The organism is Dehalococcoidia bacterium (assembly GCA_025054935.1).
Taxonomy (GTDB): Bacteria; Chloroflexota; Dehalococcoidia; order SpSt-223; family SpSt-223; genus JANWZD01.
In genome coordinates this window covers 227771-246847 of the sequence record JANWZD010000003.1, presented here as the reverse complement: position 1 = coordinate 246847, position 19077 = coordinate 227771, and the positions used below count along the sequence as shown (strand labels likewise).

At 66.5% G+C, this 19077-nt stretch carries 17 protein-coding genes; 5 read left to right on the top strand and 12 right to left on the bottom strand.

Features of this window, described 5'->3' with window-relative positions; all coding sequences use genetic code 11:
- Positions 1-96: 96 nt before the first annotated feature.
- On the top strand, positions 97-327 hold the full coding sequence (locus tag NZ773_05905; protein MCS6801459.1) for a twin-arginine translocase TatA/TatE family subunit: 231 nt from the start codon (positions 97-99) through the stop codon (positions 325-327).
- Positions 328-409: 82 nt separating this feature from the next.
- Positions 410-2575 carry a bifunctional (p)ppGpp synthetase/guanosine-3',5'-bis(diphosphate) 3'-pyrophosphohydrolase gene (locus NZ773_05900; protein ID MCS6801458.1) on the top strand — a complete coding sequence of 722 codons (2166 nt, stop codon included), beginning with the start codon at positions 410-412 and terminating at the stop codon, positions 2573-2575.
- 40 nt (positions 2576-2615) lie between these two features.
- On the opposite strand, the gene NZ773_05895 is transcribed toward NZ773_05900, so the two are convergent.
- From NZ773_05895 to NZ773_05860, 8 genes are all read right to left on the bottom strand, one after another.
- The gene (locus NZ773_05895) at positions 2616-3518 is read right to left on the bottom strand and encodes an ABC transporter permease subunit (protein ID MCS6801457.1); all 903 of its coding nucleotides are present in this window, start codon (positions 3516-3518) and stop codon (positions 2616-2618) included.
- Positions 3482-4267, bottom strand: coding sequence for an ABC transporter permease subunit (locus NZ773_05890; GenBank protein MCS6801456.1), 786 nt, complete (start codon positions 4265-4267; stop codon positions 3482-3484). The genes NZ773_05895 and NZ773_05890 overlap by 37 nt, the downstream gene beginning before the upstream one ends.
- A complete protein-coding gene (locus NZ773_05885) occupies positions 4264-5013 on the bottom strand; it encodes an ATP-binding cassette domain-containing protein (protein ID MCS6801455.1) in 750 nt (249 codons plus the stop codon). Before NZ773_05885 ends, NZ773_05890 begins: the two co-directional genes overlap by 4 nt.
- Entirely contained in the window at positions 5010-5924 is a 915-nt protein-coding gene (locus tag NZ773_05880; protein ID MCS6801454.1) for a putative selenate ABC transporter substrate-binding protein, read from the bottom strand. Before NZ773_05880 ends, NZ773_05885 begins: the two co-directional genes overlap by 4 nt.
- Positions 5925-6179: 255 nt before the next feature.
- Entirely contained in the window at positions 6180-7802 is a 1623-nt protein-coding gene (locus NZ773_05875) for a serine/threonine protein kinase (GenBank protein ID MCS6801453.1), read from the bottom strand.
- Between the two features lie 93 nt (positions 7803-7895).
- Complete coding sequence (locus NZ773_05870) at positions 7896-9245, bottom strand: thymidine phosphorylase (GenBank protein ID MCS6801452.1); 1350 nt, start codon at positions 9243-9245, stop codon at positions 7896-7898.
- Positions 9242-9964 (bottom strand): response regulator transcription factor, encoded by a 723-nt coding sequence (locus NZ773_05865; protein MCS6801451.1) that lies wholly within the window; start codon positions 9962-9964, stop codon positions 9242-9244. The genes NZ773_05870 and NZ773_05865 overlap by 4 nt, the downstream gene beginning before the upstream one ends.
- Positions 9957-11489 (bottom strand): ATP-binding protein, encoded by a 1533-nt coding sequence (locus tag NZ773_05860; protein ID MCS6801450.1) that lies wholly within the window; start codon positions 11487-11489, stop codon positions 9957-9959. The genes NZ773_05865 and NZ773_05860 overlap by 8 nt, the downstream gene beginning before the upstream one ends.
- Positions 11490-11977: 488 nt before the next feature.
- On the opposite strand from NZ773_05860, the gene NZ773_05855 reads away from it, so the two are divergent.
- Complete coding sequence (locus NZ773_05855) at positions 11978-13009, top strand: acetylxylan esterase (GenBank protein ID MCS6801449.1); 1032 nt, start codon at positions 11978-11980, stop codon at positions 13007-13009.
- On the opposite strand, the gene NZ773_05850 is transcribed toward NZ773_05855, so the two are convergent.
- Entirely contained in the window at positions 12967-14295 is a 1329-nt protein-coding gene (locus NZ773_05850) for an MFS transporter (GenBank protein MCS6801448.1), read from the bottom strand. The two genes, NZ773_05855 and NZ773_05850, sit on opposite strands and share 43 nt — an antisense overlap.
- A 296-nt stretch (positions 14296-14591) precedes the next feature.
- On the opposite strand from NZ773_05850, the gene NZ773_05845 reads away from it, so the two are divergent.
- Positions 14592-15173 carry a hypothetical protein gene (locus NZ773_05845; protein MCS6801447.1) on the top strand — a complete coding sequence of 194 codons (582 nt, stop codon included), beginning with the start codon at positions 14592-14594 and terminating at the stop codon, positions 15171-15173.
- On the opposite strand, the gene NZ773_05840 is transcribed toward NZ773_05845, so the two are convergent.
- From NZ773_05840 to NZ773_05830, 3 genes are all read right to left on the bottom strand, one after another.
- Entirely contained in the window at positions 15170-15529 is a 360-nt protein-coding gene (locus tag NZ773_05840; protein MCS6801446.1) for a hypothetical protein, read from the bottom strand. The genes NZ773_05845 and NZ773_05840 overlap by 4 nt on opposite strands.
- Positions 15530-16180: 651 nt before the next feature.
- Positions 16181-17494, bottom strand: a complete 1314-nt coding sequence (locus tag NZ773_05835) for a CoA transferase (GenBank protein ID MCS6801445.1) — start codon at positions 17492-17494, stop codon at positions 16181-16183.
- On the bottom strand, positions 17491-18723 hold the full coding sequence (locus NZ773_05830; GenBank protein MCS6801444.1) for a CoA transferase: 1233 nt from the start codon (positions 18721-18723) through the stop codon (positions 17491-17493). The genes NZ773_05835 and NZ773_05830 overlap by 4 nt, the downstream gene beginning before the upstream one ends.
- Before the next feature lie 65 nt (positions 18724-18788).
- Between NZ773_05830 and NZ773_05825 the strand changes: the two genes are divergently transcribed.
- Entirely contained in the window at positions 18789-19073 is a 285-nt protein-coding gene (locus tag NZ773_05825) for a zinc-ribbon domain-containing protein (GenBank protein MCS6801443.1), read from the top strand.
- Positions 19074-19077 lie beyond the last annotated feature (4 nt).

The following is a 19077-nucleotide window of genomic DNA, read 5'->3' as shown; positions in this document are numbered from 1 at the left end:
GACCGTCTTCAGAGAAGCCAGCGGACGCTGATGGTGGCATAGCGCCGGCAGGCGTGCTACGGTTCTTCAACAAGCTCCCCTCGAGGAGGAAGGAACATGCCGTTTCGCATTGGGCCGATGGAGTTGGTCCTCATCTTGGCGGTCGTCATGATCATCTTCGGCGTCGGCCGGCTACCCGAGGTGTTTGGCAGCTTCGGCAAAGGGATCCGAGAATTTCGCAAAGCCGCAAGCGGCGAGGAGGAACCGTCTGCGGCCGGCACCGGCGAGCGCTCCGCCGCCTCGACCGCCAGCAATGCTGCTTCGACGAGCGAACGGCCGAAATCCTAACGTACACTTAGAAGCGATACTTTCTGCCGCTTGGCTGTCCTAGCGGCTGAACGGACGTCGTAGCGCGATGGCGCAAGAAGCAATGTCGTTTGAGCTGCTTCGGTCGCGAGCGCTTCAGTACCTGCCTCCAGGATCGATTGAGATCATCGACCGGGCCTATCAGTTTGCCGCTGTCGCCCACGACGGCCAGCGACGGAAATCGGGAGAGCCCTACCTTGAGCATCCCGTCGCTGCCGCGCTCATCCTGACCGAACTGCATCTTGATCAGAACGCGATCGCCGCCGCCATTCTGCACGACGTGCCCGAAGACTGCGGCGTCCCGATCGAGGAGATCGAACAGCGGTTCGGGCGGGAGGTCGCGAGCCTCGTCGATGGCGTCACGAAGCTTTCCAAGGTCACTTCGTTCGCGCACGACACCCGCGGTTCCGCCAAAGCCGGCGAAGAGGTTGCCCAAGCGGAGAACCTCCGCAAGATGCTGATCGCGATGGCGGAGGATGTCCGAGTTGTTCTGATTAAGCTCGCCGACCGCCTGCACAACATGCGCACGCTGTGGGCGCTCCCGCCGGCACGGCAGCGCGCGATCGCCCAAGAGACGATGGAGATCTTCGCTCCTCTTGCGGGTCGGCTCGGGATCTACCAAGTGAAGTCGGAGCTCGAGGACCTCGCCTTCTCTTACCTCGAGCCCGAAAAGTACCGCGAGATCGCCGATCTCGTCGCCAAGCGGCGCGCTGCCGGGGAGCAATATCTCTCGCGGGTGATCCAAAAACTGCGCCGCGCCCTTGAGGAAGCCACTATCAAAGGCGAGGTGTCGGGGCGAACCAAGCATCTCTACAGCGTCTACCGGAAGATGCGCGCCTACGAAACCATCGGGCGCCAGTTCGACGACATCTACGACCTGCTCGCTGTCCGCGTTCTTGTTGACACCGTGCCCGAGTGCTATCACGCGCTCGGCGTCGTGCACACGCTGTGGCATCCGGTGCCTGGGCAGTTCGACGACTACATCGCGAATCCCAAGCAGTCGATGTACCAGTCGCTCCACACCACGGTTATCGCCGAGGAGGGCAAGCCACTCGAGATCCAGATCCGCACTCACGAAATGCACCGGGTCGCCGAATACGGCATCGCTGCCCATTGGCGCTACAAAGAGGGGAACCGCAAGCCTGACATCAAATTCGAGGAGCGCGTCGCTTGGTTGCGGCAGCTCCTTGAATGGCAGAAAGAGGTGCGGGGCGCGCAGGAGTTTGTCGACTCCGTCAAGACCGACCTGTTCCGCGACCAGGTCTTTGTCTATACCCCCCGCGGCGAGATCAAAGACCTCCCGGCGGGCGCAACGCCGCTCGACTTCGCCTATCGCATCCATACCGATCTCGGCCACCGCTGCGTCGGCGCGAAAGTGAACGGCCGGCTCGTGCCTCTCAATACGCCGCTCAAGAATGGGGACCAGGTCGAGATCATCGCCCCAAAGTCGAGCCGCGGCCCAAGCCGCGACTGGCTCAACCCGAATCTCGGCTATGTCAAAACCTCCCACGCGCGCGAGAAGATCCGGCAATGGTTCCGCCGGCAAGAGCGCGCAGAGAACCTTGAGCGGGGCCGCGAGCTGCTTGAGAAGGAGCTGAAACGGCTGGCGATCCAGAAGCCGCTCGAAGAGATCGCCAAGCTGTTCAAATACGACAAGCTCGAGGATTTTCTCGTCGCAATCGGCGTCGGTGAAATCAACCCCGGGCAGATCGCAGTGAAGATCGCTGCGGCCGAGCCGCGGCCGATGACGCTGCCCGTCACCCCCAAGCGCGACGGCAGCGCGCCGAACGGCGGCATTGCCGTGATGGGCGTGGGAGACCTCGTTACGACGATCGCGCGGTGCTGCTCGCCAGTGCCGGGCGATGTGATCGTCGGCTACATCACCCGCTTTCGCGGCGTGACTGTTCACCGCGCCGACTGCCCTAACCTCCGCAACCTCGCAGAACCCGAGCGGATTGTCCGCGTCGACTGGGCATTGAGCAAAGACCACGTCTTTCCTGCCCGCATTCGCGTCGATGCGTGGGACCGCGTCGGCCTGCTGAGCGACGTGACCGCCGTCATCGCTGCCGAAAACATCAACATGAGCGCTGTCCACACCGAAAGCAACCCCGACGGCACCGCGACGATCTCGATGAAACTCGACACCACCGGGATCGAGCAGCTGAGCCGCGTGCTAGGCAAGCTGGAGGCAGTGAAAGGCATCATCACCGTCAGCCGCGAGACCGGCTAAGCCCGCAGCCTCCTCGGGAAGGCCGAATTTCCGCCGTCTCTTAGCGCGCCAAGCGCCGCAGCCCCGCCGAGATCAGGTCCACCCCAACGACGAGCAGGAGATAGACCAGCAGGATGAGCGTCACCTCGGTGTAGTGGAAATAGCTCATCCGCAGGCGAAATTCATAGCCTAACCCGCCAGCGCCGACAAAGCCGACGATCATGGTAGAGCGGATGATCACTTCCCAGCGGTAGCAGAGATAGGTCAGCAGCTGGGGCAGGAGCGCAGGCAAGACCCCGTAGGCAAGCACTTGACCGGGACGGGCGCCGCTCCGTTGGAGCGCTTGGAGAGGACGGACTTGCACGTTCTCGACCGCTTCCGCGCTCAGCTTTCCGACGACCCCGAGATTGTGGAGGCCGAGTGCGAGCGCGCCCGGAAGAAGGCCGGGGAGGAAGAGGAAGAGCAGGAGCAGCGCCCAGACCAACTCGGGGAGCGCGCGCGTGACGGCGAACGCGCCGCGCGCTAGCAGATAGGCGAGAGGCCAGATGAGCGAGGAAGAGGGACGCAGCGCCCCGAACGCAACGTTGCGCGCCGCGAAGAGAGCGAGGAGCACTGCCCCTCCCCCCGCTATCCCCGCAGCCAAGATGCTCATGGCGAGCGTTTCGAGCGCAAGGCCTGCCATCGCTCCCCATCGCTCAGGCCGGAGGTACGCCGGCGGCCGCGCTGCCCCCCACCCGACCAGATCGCGGAGAAACCGTCCGACATGCTCAACTGACTCCGCGGACACGAGGGCGCTCCCCCGCGCACGCTCCTCGGTGACCACCCACACCCAACTGAAAGCAAGCAACAGGAGGAGGACAGCGACCGAGACGCGACCGAACGACAGCCTGCAGCGCCTGCTGACACGGCCGGCTGCCCGGCCGACGGTCACGTTGTCATCCTCCGGCGCACTTCGCCGCTCCACCAGTCGACAAAGAGGATGAGAGCGATCACCGTGATGAGCAGGGTCCACACTTCACGGTAGTTCAGTTCGCTCAGGGAGAGCTGGATCTCTGCGCCGAGCCCCCCGAGCCCGACAAAACTGAAGACTGCCGCAGCGCGCAGCCCGCACTCAAAGCGGTAGAGCGTGTAACTGACGAGATCCGGCAAGGCAAGCGGCAGCCGCCCGTAGAAAAACACCTGCCAAGGGCGCGCTCCGGTCGTCTGGAGCGCGCGCAGCGGAGCGGCGGGCACATCCGCGAGGTGCTGCGCGTAGATCAGGCCGAGGATCCCGCCGTATGGCACCCCGAGCGCGAGCACGCCGGCAAGAGGGGAGAGGCCGAGCGCGGCGATAAACAGCCACGCCCAAACGAGCTCGTGGATCGCGCGGAAGAACCCGAGCAGTGCCCGCGCCCCGGTCACCTGGGCCCACCGCATTACCCGCCGCCGCGCCAGCGCGCCCGACGCGACTGGTCCAAGGATGCCGCCGATGACAATGGCCACTGTCATGCCCGCAACGGCGTAGGCGACAGTTTGCCAGAGCGCGCCAATCACGCGCCCCACGAAAGAGGGACGGAGATCCGGCTGAAGGGCGGCAACGAGGAACTCGGCGAAGGCTGGCAGCCCCTGGTCGTTGACCACCCCTGCCCGCCAATCGACCGCGGCGAGGCTCCAGCCGAACGCCGCAGCGAGCAGCAGGGTGAGGAGCGTGCGTCCCGAAACAGCGCTGCTCATTCCGCCGCCGGCGCGAGGGCGTAGAGCCGCGCCAAGTCGTCGTCGCCCACCGCCGCTGCCGGGCGGTCAAACTGCACCGCGCCCGCGCGCAAGGCAATGATGCGCTGGAAGAAGCGTCGCGCCAGCCCGACAGAATGCAGGCTGGCGATGAGGGTTTTCCCGTCGCTTGCCGCAATCCCGGTCAGAAGCGCGAGCAGATCCTCAGCGCGCGCTGGGTCAAGCGAGGAGACGGGCTCATCGGCGAGAAGGATGCGCGGGTTCTGGACGAGGAGGCGAGCGAGCGCTACCCGCTGCTGTTCCCCGCCGGAGAGGCGCGCGGTGCGCTCATTCCAGCGGTCGAGCAGGCCGACCCGAGCGAGGGCCCGCCGGGCGAGGCCAGCATCTTGAGGGAAGAGGAGAGAGAGCAGCGAGCGAGCAAGCCCCCACTCGCCGAGCCGCCCAGCGAGCACGTTGCTGTGGACGGGGAGATGGGGAACGAGATCAAACTGCTGATGCATGATGCCGACCAGCCGCGCCAACTCGCGGCCAGGCGCAAGCGCGGCGAGCGGCCGGCCGTGCAGGATCACGCGGCCGCTCTCCGGCGAGATCTCGCCAGCGAGCAGCGAGAGCAGGGTCGTCTTGCCAGCGCCGGACGGCCCCACGAGCGCCACCGTCTCGCCCGCGGCGATGGTGAGCGAGAGCGGCTGAATTCCGCCGCCGCTCGGATAGCGGAGCGCAACGGCTTCAAGGCGGACAGCCTCGGTCACCGGAGGATGCCGAGCTGTTCGGCAACTCGGCGGATCGCTTCGTAATTCGAGTTCTGGGTGGGAACAAACCGGTCGGTGGCGAAGAGGTCGAGGATTTCCTTCGCTTCTGGCCCGTCGCTTGCGCGGATCGAAAGCAGCGCTTGGATCAGCTTTTCGGAAGCGCCGGCTCCCCAGATCTTGTCGACATCAGGATGGATCGTCCAGTTGTAATCGAAGTACGGCGGCGTCCGGTAGAACTCGCGCACCTTGGTCGTGTCCACTTGGCCGTTCCGCACCGCCGCATCCCACACCGCCATGTTCAAGGCGCCGGCCTGAAAGGAGCCCGCCTCGACCAGCTTATACGTCCGGTCGTGCGCGCCGGAAAAGTTCGGCTTGCCGCGGAAGTCTCTGTCTGGATCGATCCCCGCCTCAAGCAGGAAATAGCGCGGCATCAGATGACCGGACGTCGAGCTTTCGCTGCCGAAGGTGAAGGTCATCCCGCGCAGGTCGGTCAGCCGTTCCGCCTTGCTGTCAGCGTGGACGATGAACACGGAGCGGAATTCGGCGTCGATCGGGCGGTGCGCGACGGCTCGGGCGCCGGGAACGGCTTCCCGCGCTTGGACGCCGGTGAGGCCGCCAAACCAGACAAGATGCACCTCACCGCGCCGAAATGCGGCGACAATCGCGGCGTAATCTTGTGCCGGCTGGTATTTGACGGGAAGGCCGGTCCGTTCACTGAGCAGCTTTGCGAACCCTTCGAAGGAGCGCGCGAGGGTTGCCGGCGCCTGGTCGGGGATCCCGCCAATAACGAGGGGGCGGGTCTGGGCTGGGGAAGCGACCGAGGGTGCGCCGCCGGCGGTCGGCTGGGGAAGACAGGCGAGAGAGAGCAGGATGAGGACGAACCCCACCGTCACGAAGGGACGTGCCCACATTGCAGCGATCTCCCGAGTGTGGCCGGAACAGTTTTGGCTACCCCTGCCCGCGTTCAGGAGCGAGCCGCCGGCCAGCACGGGCGCATGGGGAAGACAGCCACACGCCGGCGGGATCCTAGAGCAAAAGTGCACTCCAGCGTCGCTCCACGCTCAGCCTGCGCGTTGCGTCTGCGCGCTCTCCAGCCCACGCCTCGACCTGCCGCTCGCCGCCGGCCGCCAAGGCCGCTTTGGGCGGCGGCTGCGCCTTTGCAGGCACTACGGCTGGAGGATCTGGAAGGAGGAGACCGCGACGCGCAGCCCAGTCGTCCCGACGAGAATGCCCGTGTTGCCGCGGACCGGCGCGTCGTCCGTAGCGGTGGCGACCGGGCGGTCGTTGATCAGCAGCTTGATCTGGGAGCCGGTCGCAATCACCCGCAGGACGTTCGGGACGTTATCTCCCCGATTGATGGCGTTGGAAGACGTCCAGTTGACGTAGGTGACCCATTCGCCGGAAGCAGCAACCCACTTCTCGAGCTTGAAGGAGCCGTTGCCGGTGATCGAGAAGAAAAAGTACGACCCCTTGCCGTCATCGCGAAAGGTCACGCCATAGCCGAAGTTGTTCGGGCCGGTCAGCTTGGTGATCTCCGCCTCGAGGATGAAATCCTCGACGAGCGGCGCGCGCTCGGGCCAGACCCGGAAAGCGCGGTTTGCCTGCAGCGAGGTCACGAATAAGCGTCCGCCCTCGATCGTCGCTTCGCTTCCGTCGCCGAGCGCCCACTGTGCCCGGGCCGGGGAGGAAAAATCCGCCTGATACAGCACGCCCCCGATGGGGGCGGGGGTGGGGGTCTCGCTCGGGCGAGCGACAGGCGTGGAGAGCGCGATGGGAAGCACTCGGCCAGCCATGCCACTCGCTGCGGCAAGCGCCAATCCGCCGCAGAGCACGGCGAGCACGGCACCGATCGCGACCCCTCCAAGCGCCATGGGCAGCCAAGTTGTCTGCCTCGGGGACGCGGGGGGCGTCCCAATGGCAGGAGGAGGCGGCGCCCGCTGCTCGACGGGGACCACCGTCGCCTCAACCGGCGCCGGCTCGAGGGAGGCGAGAAGAGCGTCGTGGAACTCGGCGGCGGTGGCAAAGCGCGCCGCCGGCGACTTCTCCAAGGCGCGCTTCACCACCTCGATCAGACCGGGCGGCAGGTCGCGCCGGAAGGTCGTGATCGGCGGCAGGGGCGTATGGATCTGCTGCTGGAGCGTCGCTAACGTTGTCGGCGCGCTGAACGGCACGCGTCCCGTCAGCATCTCGTAGAGGACGATGCCGAGCGAGTAGAGATCGCTGCGGGCATCGACCGGGTCGCCAGCCGCTTGCTCAGGGCTCATATATTCCGGGGTCCCGACTTTGGCGCCGGTGAGGGTCAACGTCCGCTGATCAGCAAGCTGGGCGATCCCAAAGTCCGCCAGGAGCGCCCAGTCTGAGCGCGCCATCAGGATGTTCGAAGGCTTGACGTCGCGGTGGACGATGCCGCGCTCGTGGGCATAGCGGAGCGCGTCGGCGACTTGGGCCGCGATCTGGACAGCCGTCGCGACTGGCATCGGCTCACCGAGCCGGGTCCGCAGCGTCCCGCCGCGGACATACATCATGATGATGGCGAGATAGCCGTCGAAGATGCCGAAATCGTAGACCGGCAAGATGTTCGGGTGGGCGAGGCCAGCAACGACCATCGCTTCGCGGCGGAACCGGGCGACGAAAAGGTCATCGTTCGCAAGCACGGGCGGGAGGACTTTGATCGCGACGGAGCGGTTGAGTGCCGGCTGCAGCGCACGATAGACCGTCGCCATCCCGCCGCTTCCGAGGAGTTCGACGATCTGATATTGGCCGAGGCTGCGGCCGATCAACGGGTCCATGAGCGCGCTCGCCTCCGCGCGCGGCCGCTCCTTCGCGCCGACAGAGCGCAACGGCCGCGATAGGATGCCGGTACGCGCCGTACTCTTCGCCGATCAGTGTACGGAACGATGACGCGAAAGGAGAAGAGGCGGCGGCGTCACTGGCTCGTCGCCAATCTGGATGAACGACGTCAGGAGCGGGACTGCCAGGTCGGCATCGCGCTCGCTTGCAGTATAGAGGACCGCGAGGGGGTCGCGCGGGTGGACGGGATCACCGACCTTGCGGAGCAGCCGGATACCAACCCGATGGTCGAGAACGCCCCCCTTCTGAGCGCGGCCGGCGCCAAGCCGCATCGCCAACCGTCCGATCTGTTCGGTCTCAAGAGCAGTCACAACGCCCGCGCGCGGCGGGAACACCGGACGCGCGACGGGCGCGTGGGGCAGCCGCTCCGGATGGTAGACATCGTCGCGCCGTCCTCCTTGCCCCTCGACAAGGTCGGCAAGCCGTTCCAGCGCCGCCCCCGAGGCGAGCGCCGCTTCGGCGCGCCGCCGCGCTTCGTGCTCCTCGAAGCGGCCGGCTGCCGCTAGCAGGTCGCTCGCGAGCGCCACCGACAGCTCCCGCAGATCTGGCGGCCCCGCGCCCTGCAGGGTCGCGATCGCCTCTTCTACCTCGATCAGATTGCCGATGGCCTCACCGAGCGGCTGGTCCATTCCGCTGACGAGAGCGACCACCCGTCGCCCGGCCTTCTCGCCGATGGCGACCATCAGTTCGGCAAGCTGCGCTGCCTCGGCAGGGGTCTTCATGAACGCGCCCCGACCGCACTTGACATCGAGCCCGATCACCGTCGCGCCGGCAGCGATCTTCTTAGCCATCACCGAACTGGCGATGAGCGGGATCGACCCGACCGTCGCCGTTGCGTCGCGCAGGGCATAAAGCTTGCCGTCAGCCGGCGCGAGGTCGGCCGACTGGCTGGCGATAACGAGGCCGAGGCGCCGGAGCTGCTCGCGAAACTGGTCGACCGTCAACTCGACCCGGAGGCCGGGGAACGACTCCAGCTTGTCGATCGTCCCACCGGTGTGGCCAAGCCCGCGGCCGCTCATCTTGGCGACCGGCAGGCCGAGATGGGCGACCAGCGGCGCGACAACGAGCGTCGTCTTGTCGCCAACGCCGCCGGTGCTGTGCTTGTCAGCGACAACAGGCGCGATATCGGACACGTCAATCTGGAGGCCGCTCGCCGCCATCGCGAGCGTCAGCTCGGTCACCTCATCGTCGGTCATGCCGCGCCAGCAGACTGCCATGAGGAACGCGCTCATCTGGTAGTCGGGGATCTCCCCGGCGGTATAGCGCTCGATAAGCCAGCGGATCGCCTCAGCGGGGAGCCGGCCGCCCGCCGCTTTCTCGGCGATCAGGTCAACGGCGCGCCACGGCCACTCTGGTTCCGGGAGGCGCGAGAGCCCGCTCACCGCTTCTCGGCAGCAAACTCGGCGAAGCGATAGCCCATTCCCCGTTCATTGAGGATGTATTTCGGCTTCGACGGCTCGGGCTCGATCTTCTGCCGAAGATAGGTGATATACAGGCGCAGCAGCTGCGTATCGTCGCGGTACTCGCGTCCCCAGACCTTCGTCAGCAGCTGCTCATGCGTCAGCAGCCGGCCGGCGTTCTGGATGAGATGGTGCAGCAGCTTGTATTCCGTCGGCCGGAGCTTGACCGCCTCGCCGCGAACGATCACCTCGCGCCGGTCAAAATCGACGGTCAGGTCATCGTCGATCCGGACGAGGGCGCGGCTGGGCGGCTGGGCGAGGCGAGCGCGACGCAGCACGGCGCGAATGCGGCTGACCAGTTCGCGGCGGCCGGCGGTCTTCGGGACGTAATCGTCTGCCCCAAGCTCAAGGCCCCGCACCTTGCTCGCCTCGCTATCTTGGACTGTCAGCATAATGATGGGCACGCTTGAGAACTCGCGGATCGCTTTGAGCGCCTCAAACCCATCCATGTCAGGCATCATGACATCGAGCAGGACGAGGTCGGGCAGGTAATCGCGCACCTTCGCGACCGCCTCGCGGCCGTTGGACGCTTCGATGACAGCATACCCTTCTCGCTCGAGGGTCGTGCGGGTGAGGTCGACGAGGGTCGGTTCGTCGTCGACGACGAGGATCGTCTCGGCCAGTTTCTTTTCGTCACTCATGGCGGTCCTCCGGCCGGGCGAGCAGCCCCGCGAAGCCAACATGCTGGGGCAGCGCAGCCGGCCATTCGCGAGGCAGACTGAACGCGAAGGTTGCCCCGCCGCCGGGGGTCTCTTCGACCCAAATCCGGCCACCGTGCGCCTCGACGATGGCTTTGCAGATGAACAGCCCAAGCCCCGCGCCTTTCGCTTGGCGAACAACGCGCGAGTCGAGCCGCGAAAAGCGCTCGAAAATCCGCTCGCGCTCCGACTCCGGGACGCCTTCCCCCTCATCTGCCACCCGCACGATCACCTCATGTCCGGTTGCGGTTACCGAGACGGTAATCCGGCTGCCGCTCGGCGAATACTTAATCGCGTTGTCGAGCAAATTCGCGAGCACTTCTTCGATCCGCTGCGGATCGGCGAGCACAGGGGGCAGAGCGCCAGGATCGCGGAAGATGAGCCGTCGTCCGCCGCTGACCCGCCGCATCCGCCGTACCAGCCGCGCAATGAGCGGGCCGAGCGCAACCGGTTCCGGGGCCAATTCTAATGCCCCGCTCTGGATGCGAGTTGCTTCGAGCAGGTTTTCAACCATCCGCGCCAGCCGTTCACTCTCATCTTGGATCACGCGCGCTTGGCGGCGCAGTTGATCCGGGTCCGGGTCGTTGGCCGACTCGGCGATTAGATCAGCATACCCGCGAATGACAGCGATCGGCGTCTTTAATTCGTGCGAGATGACCGAAAAAAAGGTCGATTGCAGTTCCTCGGCCTCCCGGCGAGCGGTGACATCGCGCAGCGAGACGACCCCGCCGATCGGTTCGTCGTTCTCTCCGCGGATGATCGCGCGGTAGGCCTCGAAGACGCGCCGGCCTGCTGGCCGCACCCGCACCTCGACGAGCGGCTCGTCCGGCGGCGTGGGCGGGATGTCAAAGACCTCAGGGAGCGTCCGCCCCGTGATCCGGTCGGAGGAGAGGCCGGTCATCCGATAGAAAGCAGGGTTCGCCCCGAGGATCCGGCCCTCAGCGTCAAGGATGAGCAGCCCTTCGCCAGTGCTGTTGACGATCGCTTCCAGCCATCGTTTCTCTTCGATAATCCCCTGCAGCAGCTGCGCATTGCGCAGGATGACGTCAACGTGGTCGCTCAGCACGTCCACGACGCCGCTGTCGCCGGGGAGCGCCGGACGATCTTTCGGCAGGAAGAGGCAGAGCAGTCCGACCGTTCGCCCGTGCGCGCGGAGAGGCAGCGCGAGGATCTTTTCGTCCTTCGGCGGGGAAAGCACCTGTCCAAGCTCAGAGATATCGCGTCCCTCTTCAAGGAGCGCGGGCAGCACGACATCGAGCGTCCGCTGGATCCGCTCTTCGTCGGTCGGCGCAAGCCCGTAGCTCGAGGTCGCGCGTAGCCGGCCGCGACCAGGGTCCCAGATCGAAACAAGGCCCGCCTCGCTTCCCGCGAGCCGCGTGACGTTCGCGATCACCGAGTCGAGGAGGGCGCGTACGTCCGGTTGGTCGGGCAGGTCGAGCGGAGGAAGGATGTCCGGAGCGTCGCTCATCTCACTCTTCCCGAATTGTACCGGCAGTTCCGCCGCCCGGAGGAGGAGGCAGCTGATCGCAGCAGGCGGGCGACGGGCCACGACCACAGGCGGAAGCGCACTCCAATCGCTCCTCTCTACCGAACCAGCCCGCTCCTCGTATCGGCGCTGGCCGCCTCCTCCCTCATGCGCCCGGCTGGTCACCCCCTGAGGACACGAGGGGGAGCCGGTCCATTCGGCAGCAGTAGTCTGTGAACGCCTGCTGCGCGCCCATCTGTTCCCGAGCCGGGCAAGGCGAGGGGACCAGCTTGCGTCACTAGGCGACAGCGCACTGCTAACCAGCCAAGCGCCGAGGTGCGGCGAGGCGCTGCCGACGCAAAACCGCACCGCAGTTCGGCCGCGCGCTCTGCCAGCCCCGCACCTCCGCGCCGGCTAGGCATGATACCCCTTGCGCCCGCCTCGGTGAGCGGTGCCTTCCGGAACGCGGCGCAAGATGCGACAATCGTGACGTGACGAGCCTTCTGCCACTGCTCTGCGCTGCGCTGGAGAAAGCGATCGCGCTCGTTAAGGCGCTCCTTCTTCTTTTCGACGTCTTTCCTGTCCCGCTGAAACCGCTGCGCCTCGTGACCGCCGCGCCGGGACGCTCGCGCACAATCGCCCCCTCGCCAGGGGGACCGGTCGTAACCGATTGCTGGCTGCCCGGCGCGCCGTGGCGGGGCCGCCGGCCAGCGATCATCATCGCGATGGGCGTCCGCACCGCGCCCCATGACCGGCCTGTGATCGGCCGGTTTGCGACGTCGCTCGCCCGGCTCGGCTTTGTGGTCTGCTGGCCGCGGCTCGTCGCGCTCGACCGAGGGCGGCCCGGGATCGAGCAGGCCGAGACGTTCGTGCGCGCCGTTGAGACCCTGGCCCAGCACCCGGCGGTCGACCCACGGCGGATCAGCCTCCTCGGCTTTTCCGTCGGCGGCTCAACCGCCCTCGTCGCCTCCGCCGATCCGAGGATTGCCGACCGCATTCGGGCCGTGGTCTTCTTTGGAGGGTATTACGACATTTTCGATTTCTTCGTCGCGGCTGCAGCGGGCGTTGCCGACGGCGCAGGCAGGCGCTGGCGGCCGAGCGCCGGCGCAATGGAGCATCTGCTCGCCGTAATCGCCGCTCTGCGCGCTCCCGGCCTCCTGCGGATGTTTCCCTCCGCCAGCCAAGAGGAGGCCCGCCGAGCGCTGGAGGCGATCCCGGCTCGCGAGCGCGCGGTTCTCGAGGCGCTTAACCCCGCACCGATCCTCGATCGCGTGCGCGCGCCGGTGCTTATTCTCCACGACGTGCAAGACCAGATGGTGCACTACTCAGAGTCGCTCAAGCTTGCCCGCGCGCTCGGCCCGCGAGTTCTCGCCTTTGCGCTCGTCGACCTGTTCGAACATGTGCAGCCGCGCGCGGCGCTTTCGCTCGCCAGCCTGCGCGATCTCTTTACGCTCGGGCGTTTCGTCGTGCAGGCGATCGCCTACTTAACCGGGTCCGGATCGATCCGGTCGGGCAGCCGATAGCCGACGGCGAAGAGGAGCAGGCCGAGCAGCACGCCAAGCCCTGCGATCGGGCCGATGAGCCGCACGCCGAGCGGCTGCTCCACCGAGAAGCCGAAGGTGGCGAGGACAGCGCCGAAGATCGCCGTTGAGAGGGCGAAGCCGAGCTTGCGCACCGTCACATCGGCCGCGTAGTACATGCCCTCCCGCCGCAAGCCGGTTCGGCGGGCGTCGTCATCGATGATGTCGGCGATCAAGGGGCTGGGCAGAACGAACAGTGCAGCCATCGGCACGCCCAAGAGCGCGACGTAGAAAAACCCTTGCATGAGCGGGTCGATCCCGGGGAGATAGCCGATGAAGAACAGCCCGGGCAGCAGGAGACCGAGCGCCGCCATCGCCGCCTTGTAGGCGAAGGCCTTCGAGCGCCACGCCGCCAGCCGCCCGACCAGCGGCAGGGAGAGAAACGCTACCGCGGTAAAGGTCGCGGTGAGCAGCGACACCAGCCCCTCATTCCGGCGCAGGACGACAGTCGCAAAGTAGGGCAGCAAGAGAGTGAGCAAATTGAGCCCCAGGAAGAACAGGACCGAACTCGTCACGAAGACCAAGAACTGCCGGTTCGTCGTCGTGAGGAGGAGCGCGCGGGGAAGCGAGATGCGCTTCTCGAGCGCCGGCGCGCGCGGCAGCCGCCGGATGCCGGTTACGGAGAGGAGCACGCTCCCGACCGCGATCGCGGCAAAGACGGCGCCCGTTGGCCCGAAGCCGATGCGCTCAATCAAGAGGCCGCTGCCGATCAAGCCGACGGCGGCGCCCACAATCCCGAACGCGACTTTCCACGTCGCGACACGCACCCGTGTCGCCGAATCGCGGCTCATTTCGGCAAGAACCGCCTCATACGGCTGCTGGACGACCGTCGCCGCCAGAAAATAGGCTTGGAGGACAAGAAAAACGTAGATCGCCATCCAGACCGGTTCGAGCGGGGGCGGAAACCACAGTAGGATGAACAGCACCCCAACAAAGGGGCCGCCGCCGACGATGAACGGCAGCCGCCGTCCCCAGCGCGAGCGCGTGACATCGCTCCAATGCCCGATCAGCAGGTCATCGAACGCTTCTACCACCCGGCCGACCGCGAAAAGCAGGGTGAGCAGGGCGATCGGCGCGAGCACCGGCCGTCCGCTTTCGGGCGGAGGAGCATAGAAATAGACCAGCCAGAGCGTCTGCATCTGGTGGAGGACATTGAAGCCGAAGGCGCCTTCGGCATAGAGCAGCCCTGCCCAGCGGGGTGTCGCGCCGCGCTTCTCGGTCGTCGTCATGCCAGAAGATAGTACCCGCAAATCGCATCAACGCGTCGGGACAGTGCTCGGGGCAGCAGCACGGTGCGGCGACCTCGTCTGACCCGCCGGCTGCTCACAGCCGTCCGCCGCATACGGAGCGGCAAGCGCGTGCCGGGAGCCGCGCGCTCTCCGCTGCGGTCAGGCGGCGTGCCGAAACACGCTCTTGACTCCTGCTTGGCTGCACGATATACCAATGGGAACGTTCATGACCGAGGCGACCGCGCTCGGGAGCGCAGACGGTGATGGGTGAGCGCGTCGCCTCTGCTGAGGGACGTATGGCGTTGTCGGGTGATGGCCTGCGAGCGTTGCTGCGCCTTCAGCGGCTGTTTCAGGAGACGCGAGAAGCGCTGCGACAGTATCTGACCGGCGACGTCGACGCGGAGACCGCCGACTTTCTCGCGAGCGAAACGCTGACCCACGTGGAATGGGTGCAGCAGGGGGTCCGCCAGACGGCGCGCGCGTCGGAAGCGAGTGTCGCGGAGTGGCGCGCCGTGCTTCGCCCTGCCGACTTGATCGACTGCACCGACAGTCCCGACGGCCGCGGCAGCGAACTGCGCCGCCCCGACCTGACCGAAATCGAGGCGGCCAATCATGCCAAAGTCGTGCTCAGCCTCGTTCCCCGCGTGCCGCCGCGGGCAGTTTCTTTCCCGGGCCCAGGACTGCCGAGCTACCGCGACATTCCGGTGCCCACCTCTCCTTTCGTACTTTCCCAGCGGCTTGAGGAGATCGAGTGCGCGGTCTGGCATGTCGCTGCGCGGCGCGATCCCCCCGACTTTGCGGCATTCCGACGGGTTTACGCCTTTTTCGAGGCGGGAGCAGTCTTCGGCGGGCTCCCCCTTCGCCGCGGGCTGTTCTAGCCGCTCACGCGATGACGCGCGCCCTGCCCCTCCGCGGAGGCGCCCGCCTCGAGGCGGAGAGCACGCTCGCTTGGGCGCGAGACGATCCGGGCAAAGGGGCGGGAGCCGCGCTCGCCCTCCCAGCACCGAAGGGCGAGCCGCTTCTCAGTCATCTTCGCGAAGAACTGCTCCCAGGTGATCGGCTCAAGCCGGCCGACAATTTGCCCAGGGAACCAGATGCGGATCAGCCCGGGGTCATCGCCAGAGGAGGTCCCGGAAAGCCGCGCCGGCCGGCCTCCATGCTGCTCAACCCAGCGGCGGATCTCCTCATAATCTTCGAGCACAAACCCCTCGCCACGTCGGCGCCAGCGATACATCGTGTCCCCCTGAGAGACGTATCAGCCACGCGGAGCGTAGCGAGGAGGACCGACCCATGACCTACGGTTTTTGACGGATTTTTCTGCGCAGCCTCCTGCCAGCGGCGAAGAAGATGAGCGGAGCGGCTGGACACTGCGCCTTCTCCCTCCGAGAACAGGCGCCGATGCCGCGACCATCGGCAGGCGCCCGAGCAAGGAGAGAGCGGGACGAACGACGCGACCGCAGCGCCATCCGTGAGTTTCTCGCCTTCGGCACGGCCAGCAGCTTCCTGAGCACGCTCTCGGCGAGCGGGCGGCCCTCTACCACCGAGGGGAGCACTGTTCCAGAACCTGACTTTCAGGTGCGGGTGCAGACCAACAGCGACCCACTGAAAGGCGCGCCACGTCCGCACGCCCGCCACGTCAGGGGTGCTCTTCGTCGAGCGCAAGGACGGGCCCCAGCGCAACGTGCTGCTCCCAAGAGCGGCGCCCCTTTCCGCTGACCCTGCCGAGGTCGACAACGTCTTCGAGCGATCGCGCGGCGCTCTACCACCACGCTCGACCGGACGTCGCCGCAAATGGCGAACTGCCACATTCTGAAGAGCCGGCCATGCGTTGTGGGGGCCGCGGGGTTTGAGCCTCAGTCGTTCAGCAAGGTGAATATCGAACGGCTCAGCTGACCCCCCAGGCGCGATCGCGGCGGCGGCGCTCCTCGTCCTCGAGCGGCTCGGTGCCGATCACCTGCTTTGCCGCCAGCTCCTCCAAGCGCTCTTGGCTCACTCCGAGCAGCCCCCCGAGGACTTCGGCGTTGTGCTGACCATACGTTGGAGCGGCGCGGTAATCGATCGGCGGCGTTTTCGAGAGCCGCACCGCCTGCAGCGGATGGGGATAGACCCCGCATTCCGGGTGATCGAGTTCGACAAAGAAGCCGCGCGCCTGCAGCTGCGGGTCGACAAGGACTTCGGCGTACTGCGCCGCTGCCTCGGCAGGGATCCCGGCCGCCTGCAGGCGATCGGCAAGCTGATATTTCTCCTGGGGCGCCGTCCACGCGGCGACTGCAGCGTCGATCTCGGCGCGCGCGGCAAGGCGCGCGGGGATCGTCGCGAAACGCTCGAGAAAATCGCGCCGGCCCATCATCTCAAACAGCCGCAGCGCCTCCGCATCAGTGCGGCAGCAAATGGCAATCCAGGCATCCTCGCCCTGGCAGGGGTAGACGTTCCACGGCACCGCTTCAGGGACGCTGTTGCCGCGCGGAAGGGGCTGACGGCCGTTCATGGTGTACTCAGCGAAAGCCTCGGGAAGGAGCGGCGGACTGACCTCACTAAGCGCCAATTCGATGTACTGCCCTTGGCCGGTGCGCCGGCGGTGAAAGAGCGCCGCCACCACGACGAACGCGCCCGTGATCGCGGCCAGCGGATCGGCATAGGTGCCGCCCGGCTCGGGCTCTTCCTCGCCCTCGTAGTTCAGCAGCAGGCCCTGGCCGCAGAGCGCCATCACCTGATTCCCCCACGCGGTGTAGTCGCGGTAGGGGCCGGTCGAGCCGAACGCCGGAAGCGAAACTTGGATGATGTCGGGACGGATCTTCCGCAAGGTGTCGTAGTCGACGCCGAAGCGGGCAGTGGTGCCCGCTTTGTAGTTATCCACTACGACATCAGAGATCTTGACCAGTTCTTTGAACAGGGCGACCCCGTCCGGGTCGGCGAGGTTGAGCGTGATCCCGAGCTTGTTTTTATTGAACTCGTTATATTGCGAGTTGCGTTCCCAAGGCCGACGACCGGGGTCGTTGTTCGGCATGTTGCCGGAGGCGCCCCACGCCCACTTGCTCCAGCCACGGTGCGTATCGAGATACTGGATCGACTCGACGTGGATCACCTCGGCGCCCATCTCGGCAAGATAGGTCGTCAGCCGCGGTCCCGCCCACGCCGTCGTGTAGTCGAGCACGCGGATGCCGCGCAGGGCGCCCGGCAGATCAGTCAGCACATTCATCCGGTCGCTCCTTCGGCGCGCAGCGCAAGGAGCTCTTCCGGGCGGTACCCGAGCTCCCCGCACAAGATCTCCTCGGCGTGCTGGTCGAGCAGGGGCGCCGGCCTTCGCAGCTCCCAGGGGGTCTCCGTCAACAGCGCCGGCGGCCCGGTGAGCGTGATCTCGCCCAGCACGGGGTGCACCATCTTCCGGAAATATCCCCGCGCGCGGAACTGTGGGTCGTCGAGCACCTCAGCGATGGTATTGAATGGCGCGATTGGGACGCCGTGCCGTTGCGCGATCTCGAACACCTCGCGCTTGGTATGGCTGAGAAACCAGGGCAGAAAGGCGACCTCGAGCTCTTCGAGCCGCTCGATACGACCGCGCTGGGTAGCGAGCTGGGGGTCATGGGCATACGCCTCAAGACCGGCCATCCGACAGAAGCGGGGCCACTGCAGATCGGTGACGAGCAGCGAGACATAGCCGTCGAGGACCGGCATCACGATCGGCGGGAAGCGAAGCGGCCGCCGGCCGGCGCGGGCGCGTCCCCCGCCGTTCCAGTAGGCGACGCTCAGCATATTCTGGTCGGAGATCATCACTGCTGCTTCGAGAATCGAGGTGTCGACCACTTGGCCCTCGCCCGTGACATCGGCATGATAGAGCGCCACCATCGTTCCCCAAGCCGCATGCAGCCCGCCAACCAGCTCGGTTTGGCGGCCGGGATATTTCACCGGCTCCCGGTCTGGCTCGCCGGCAGCGATGAGGAAGCTGGAGCGGGCGGCAAGCGTCAGGTCGGTTGCCTGCCGATGAGCTGCTGGACCGGCCGTTCCAAACGGGGTGACCGAGGTGAGCACGATCCGCGGATTAACGGCGGCAAGGTCGTCCCACCCTAGTCCCCACGCAGCCAGCGTTCCGGGAGGAAAGCTCTCGATAAGGGCATGGGCGCGCGCAGCGAGCTGGAGGATGATCGCTCGCCCGCTCGGCGTTGCGGGGTCGACCACGACCGAGCGCTTGTTGGTATTGAGATGGATAAACAGCCCGCTCTTCTCCGGATGCGGAATGTCGCCGGGAAAGGGACCGTACCGGCGTGCCGGGTCGCCTCCCGGCCGTTCGACCTTGATGACATCCGCGCCGAGGTCGGCAAGCTGTTTGGCGGCAAAGGGGCCGGCGACGCCTTCGCTCAGGTCGATGATGCGCACACCGGCAAGAGGGCCAGGCATGGCGAGCGTTCCTCCGTTGGCGCGACTGACCATACGCTGCGCTCGTCACGGCGTCAAGTTCGCCAAGACGCTATGATGGCGCAGCGAGGAGGCGACCCATGCCAAGCGCGGTCCAACGCTGCTTTCAGTGCGGCGCGCCGCTCGCGCCTTCCCAACGCTTCTGTGACCAATGCGGCGCCCACGTCATCCTAGCGACGCCGGCAGCGCCGAGCAGCAGCGCCGCTCAGGGTGAGCGGGCCGCTGCGCCGGCAGCGCGGCAATCGAGCATGACCGGCTGCTGTCTCGCTGCCGTTGTCGGGTTCGTCGTCGTCTTCTGCGTGGGGGTTGCCCTCGCCGGTGGTGCTGCCTACTTCCTCGGCTCCGGCTTTTCTTTCGGGCCGTGAGCCC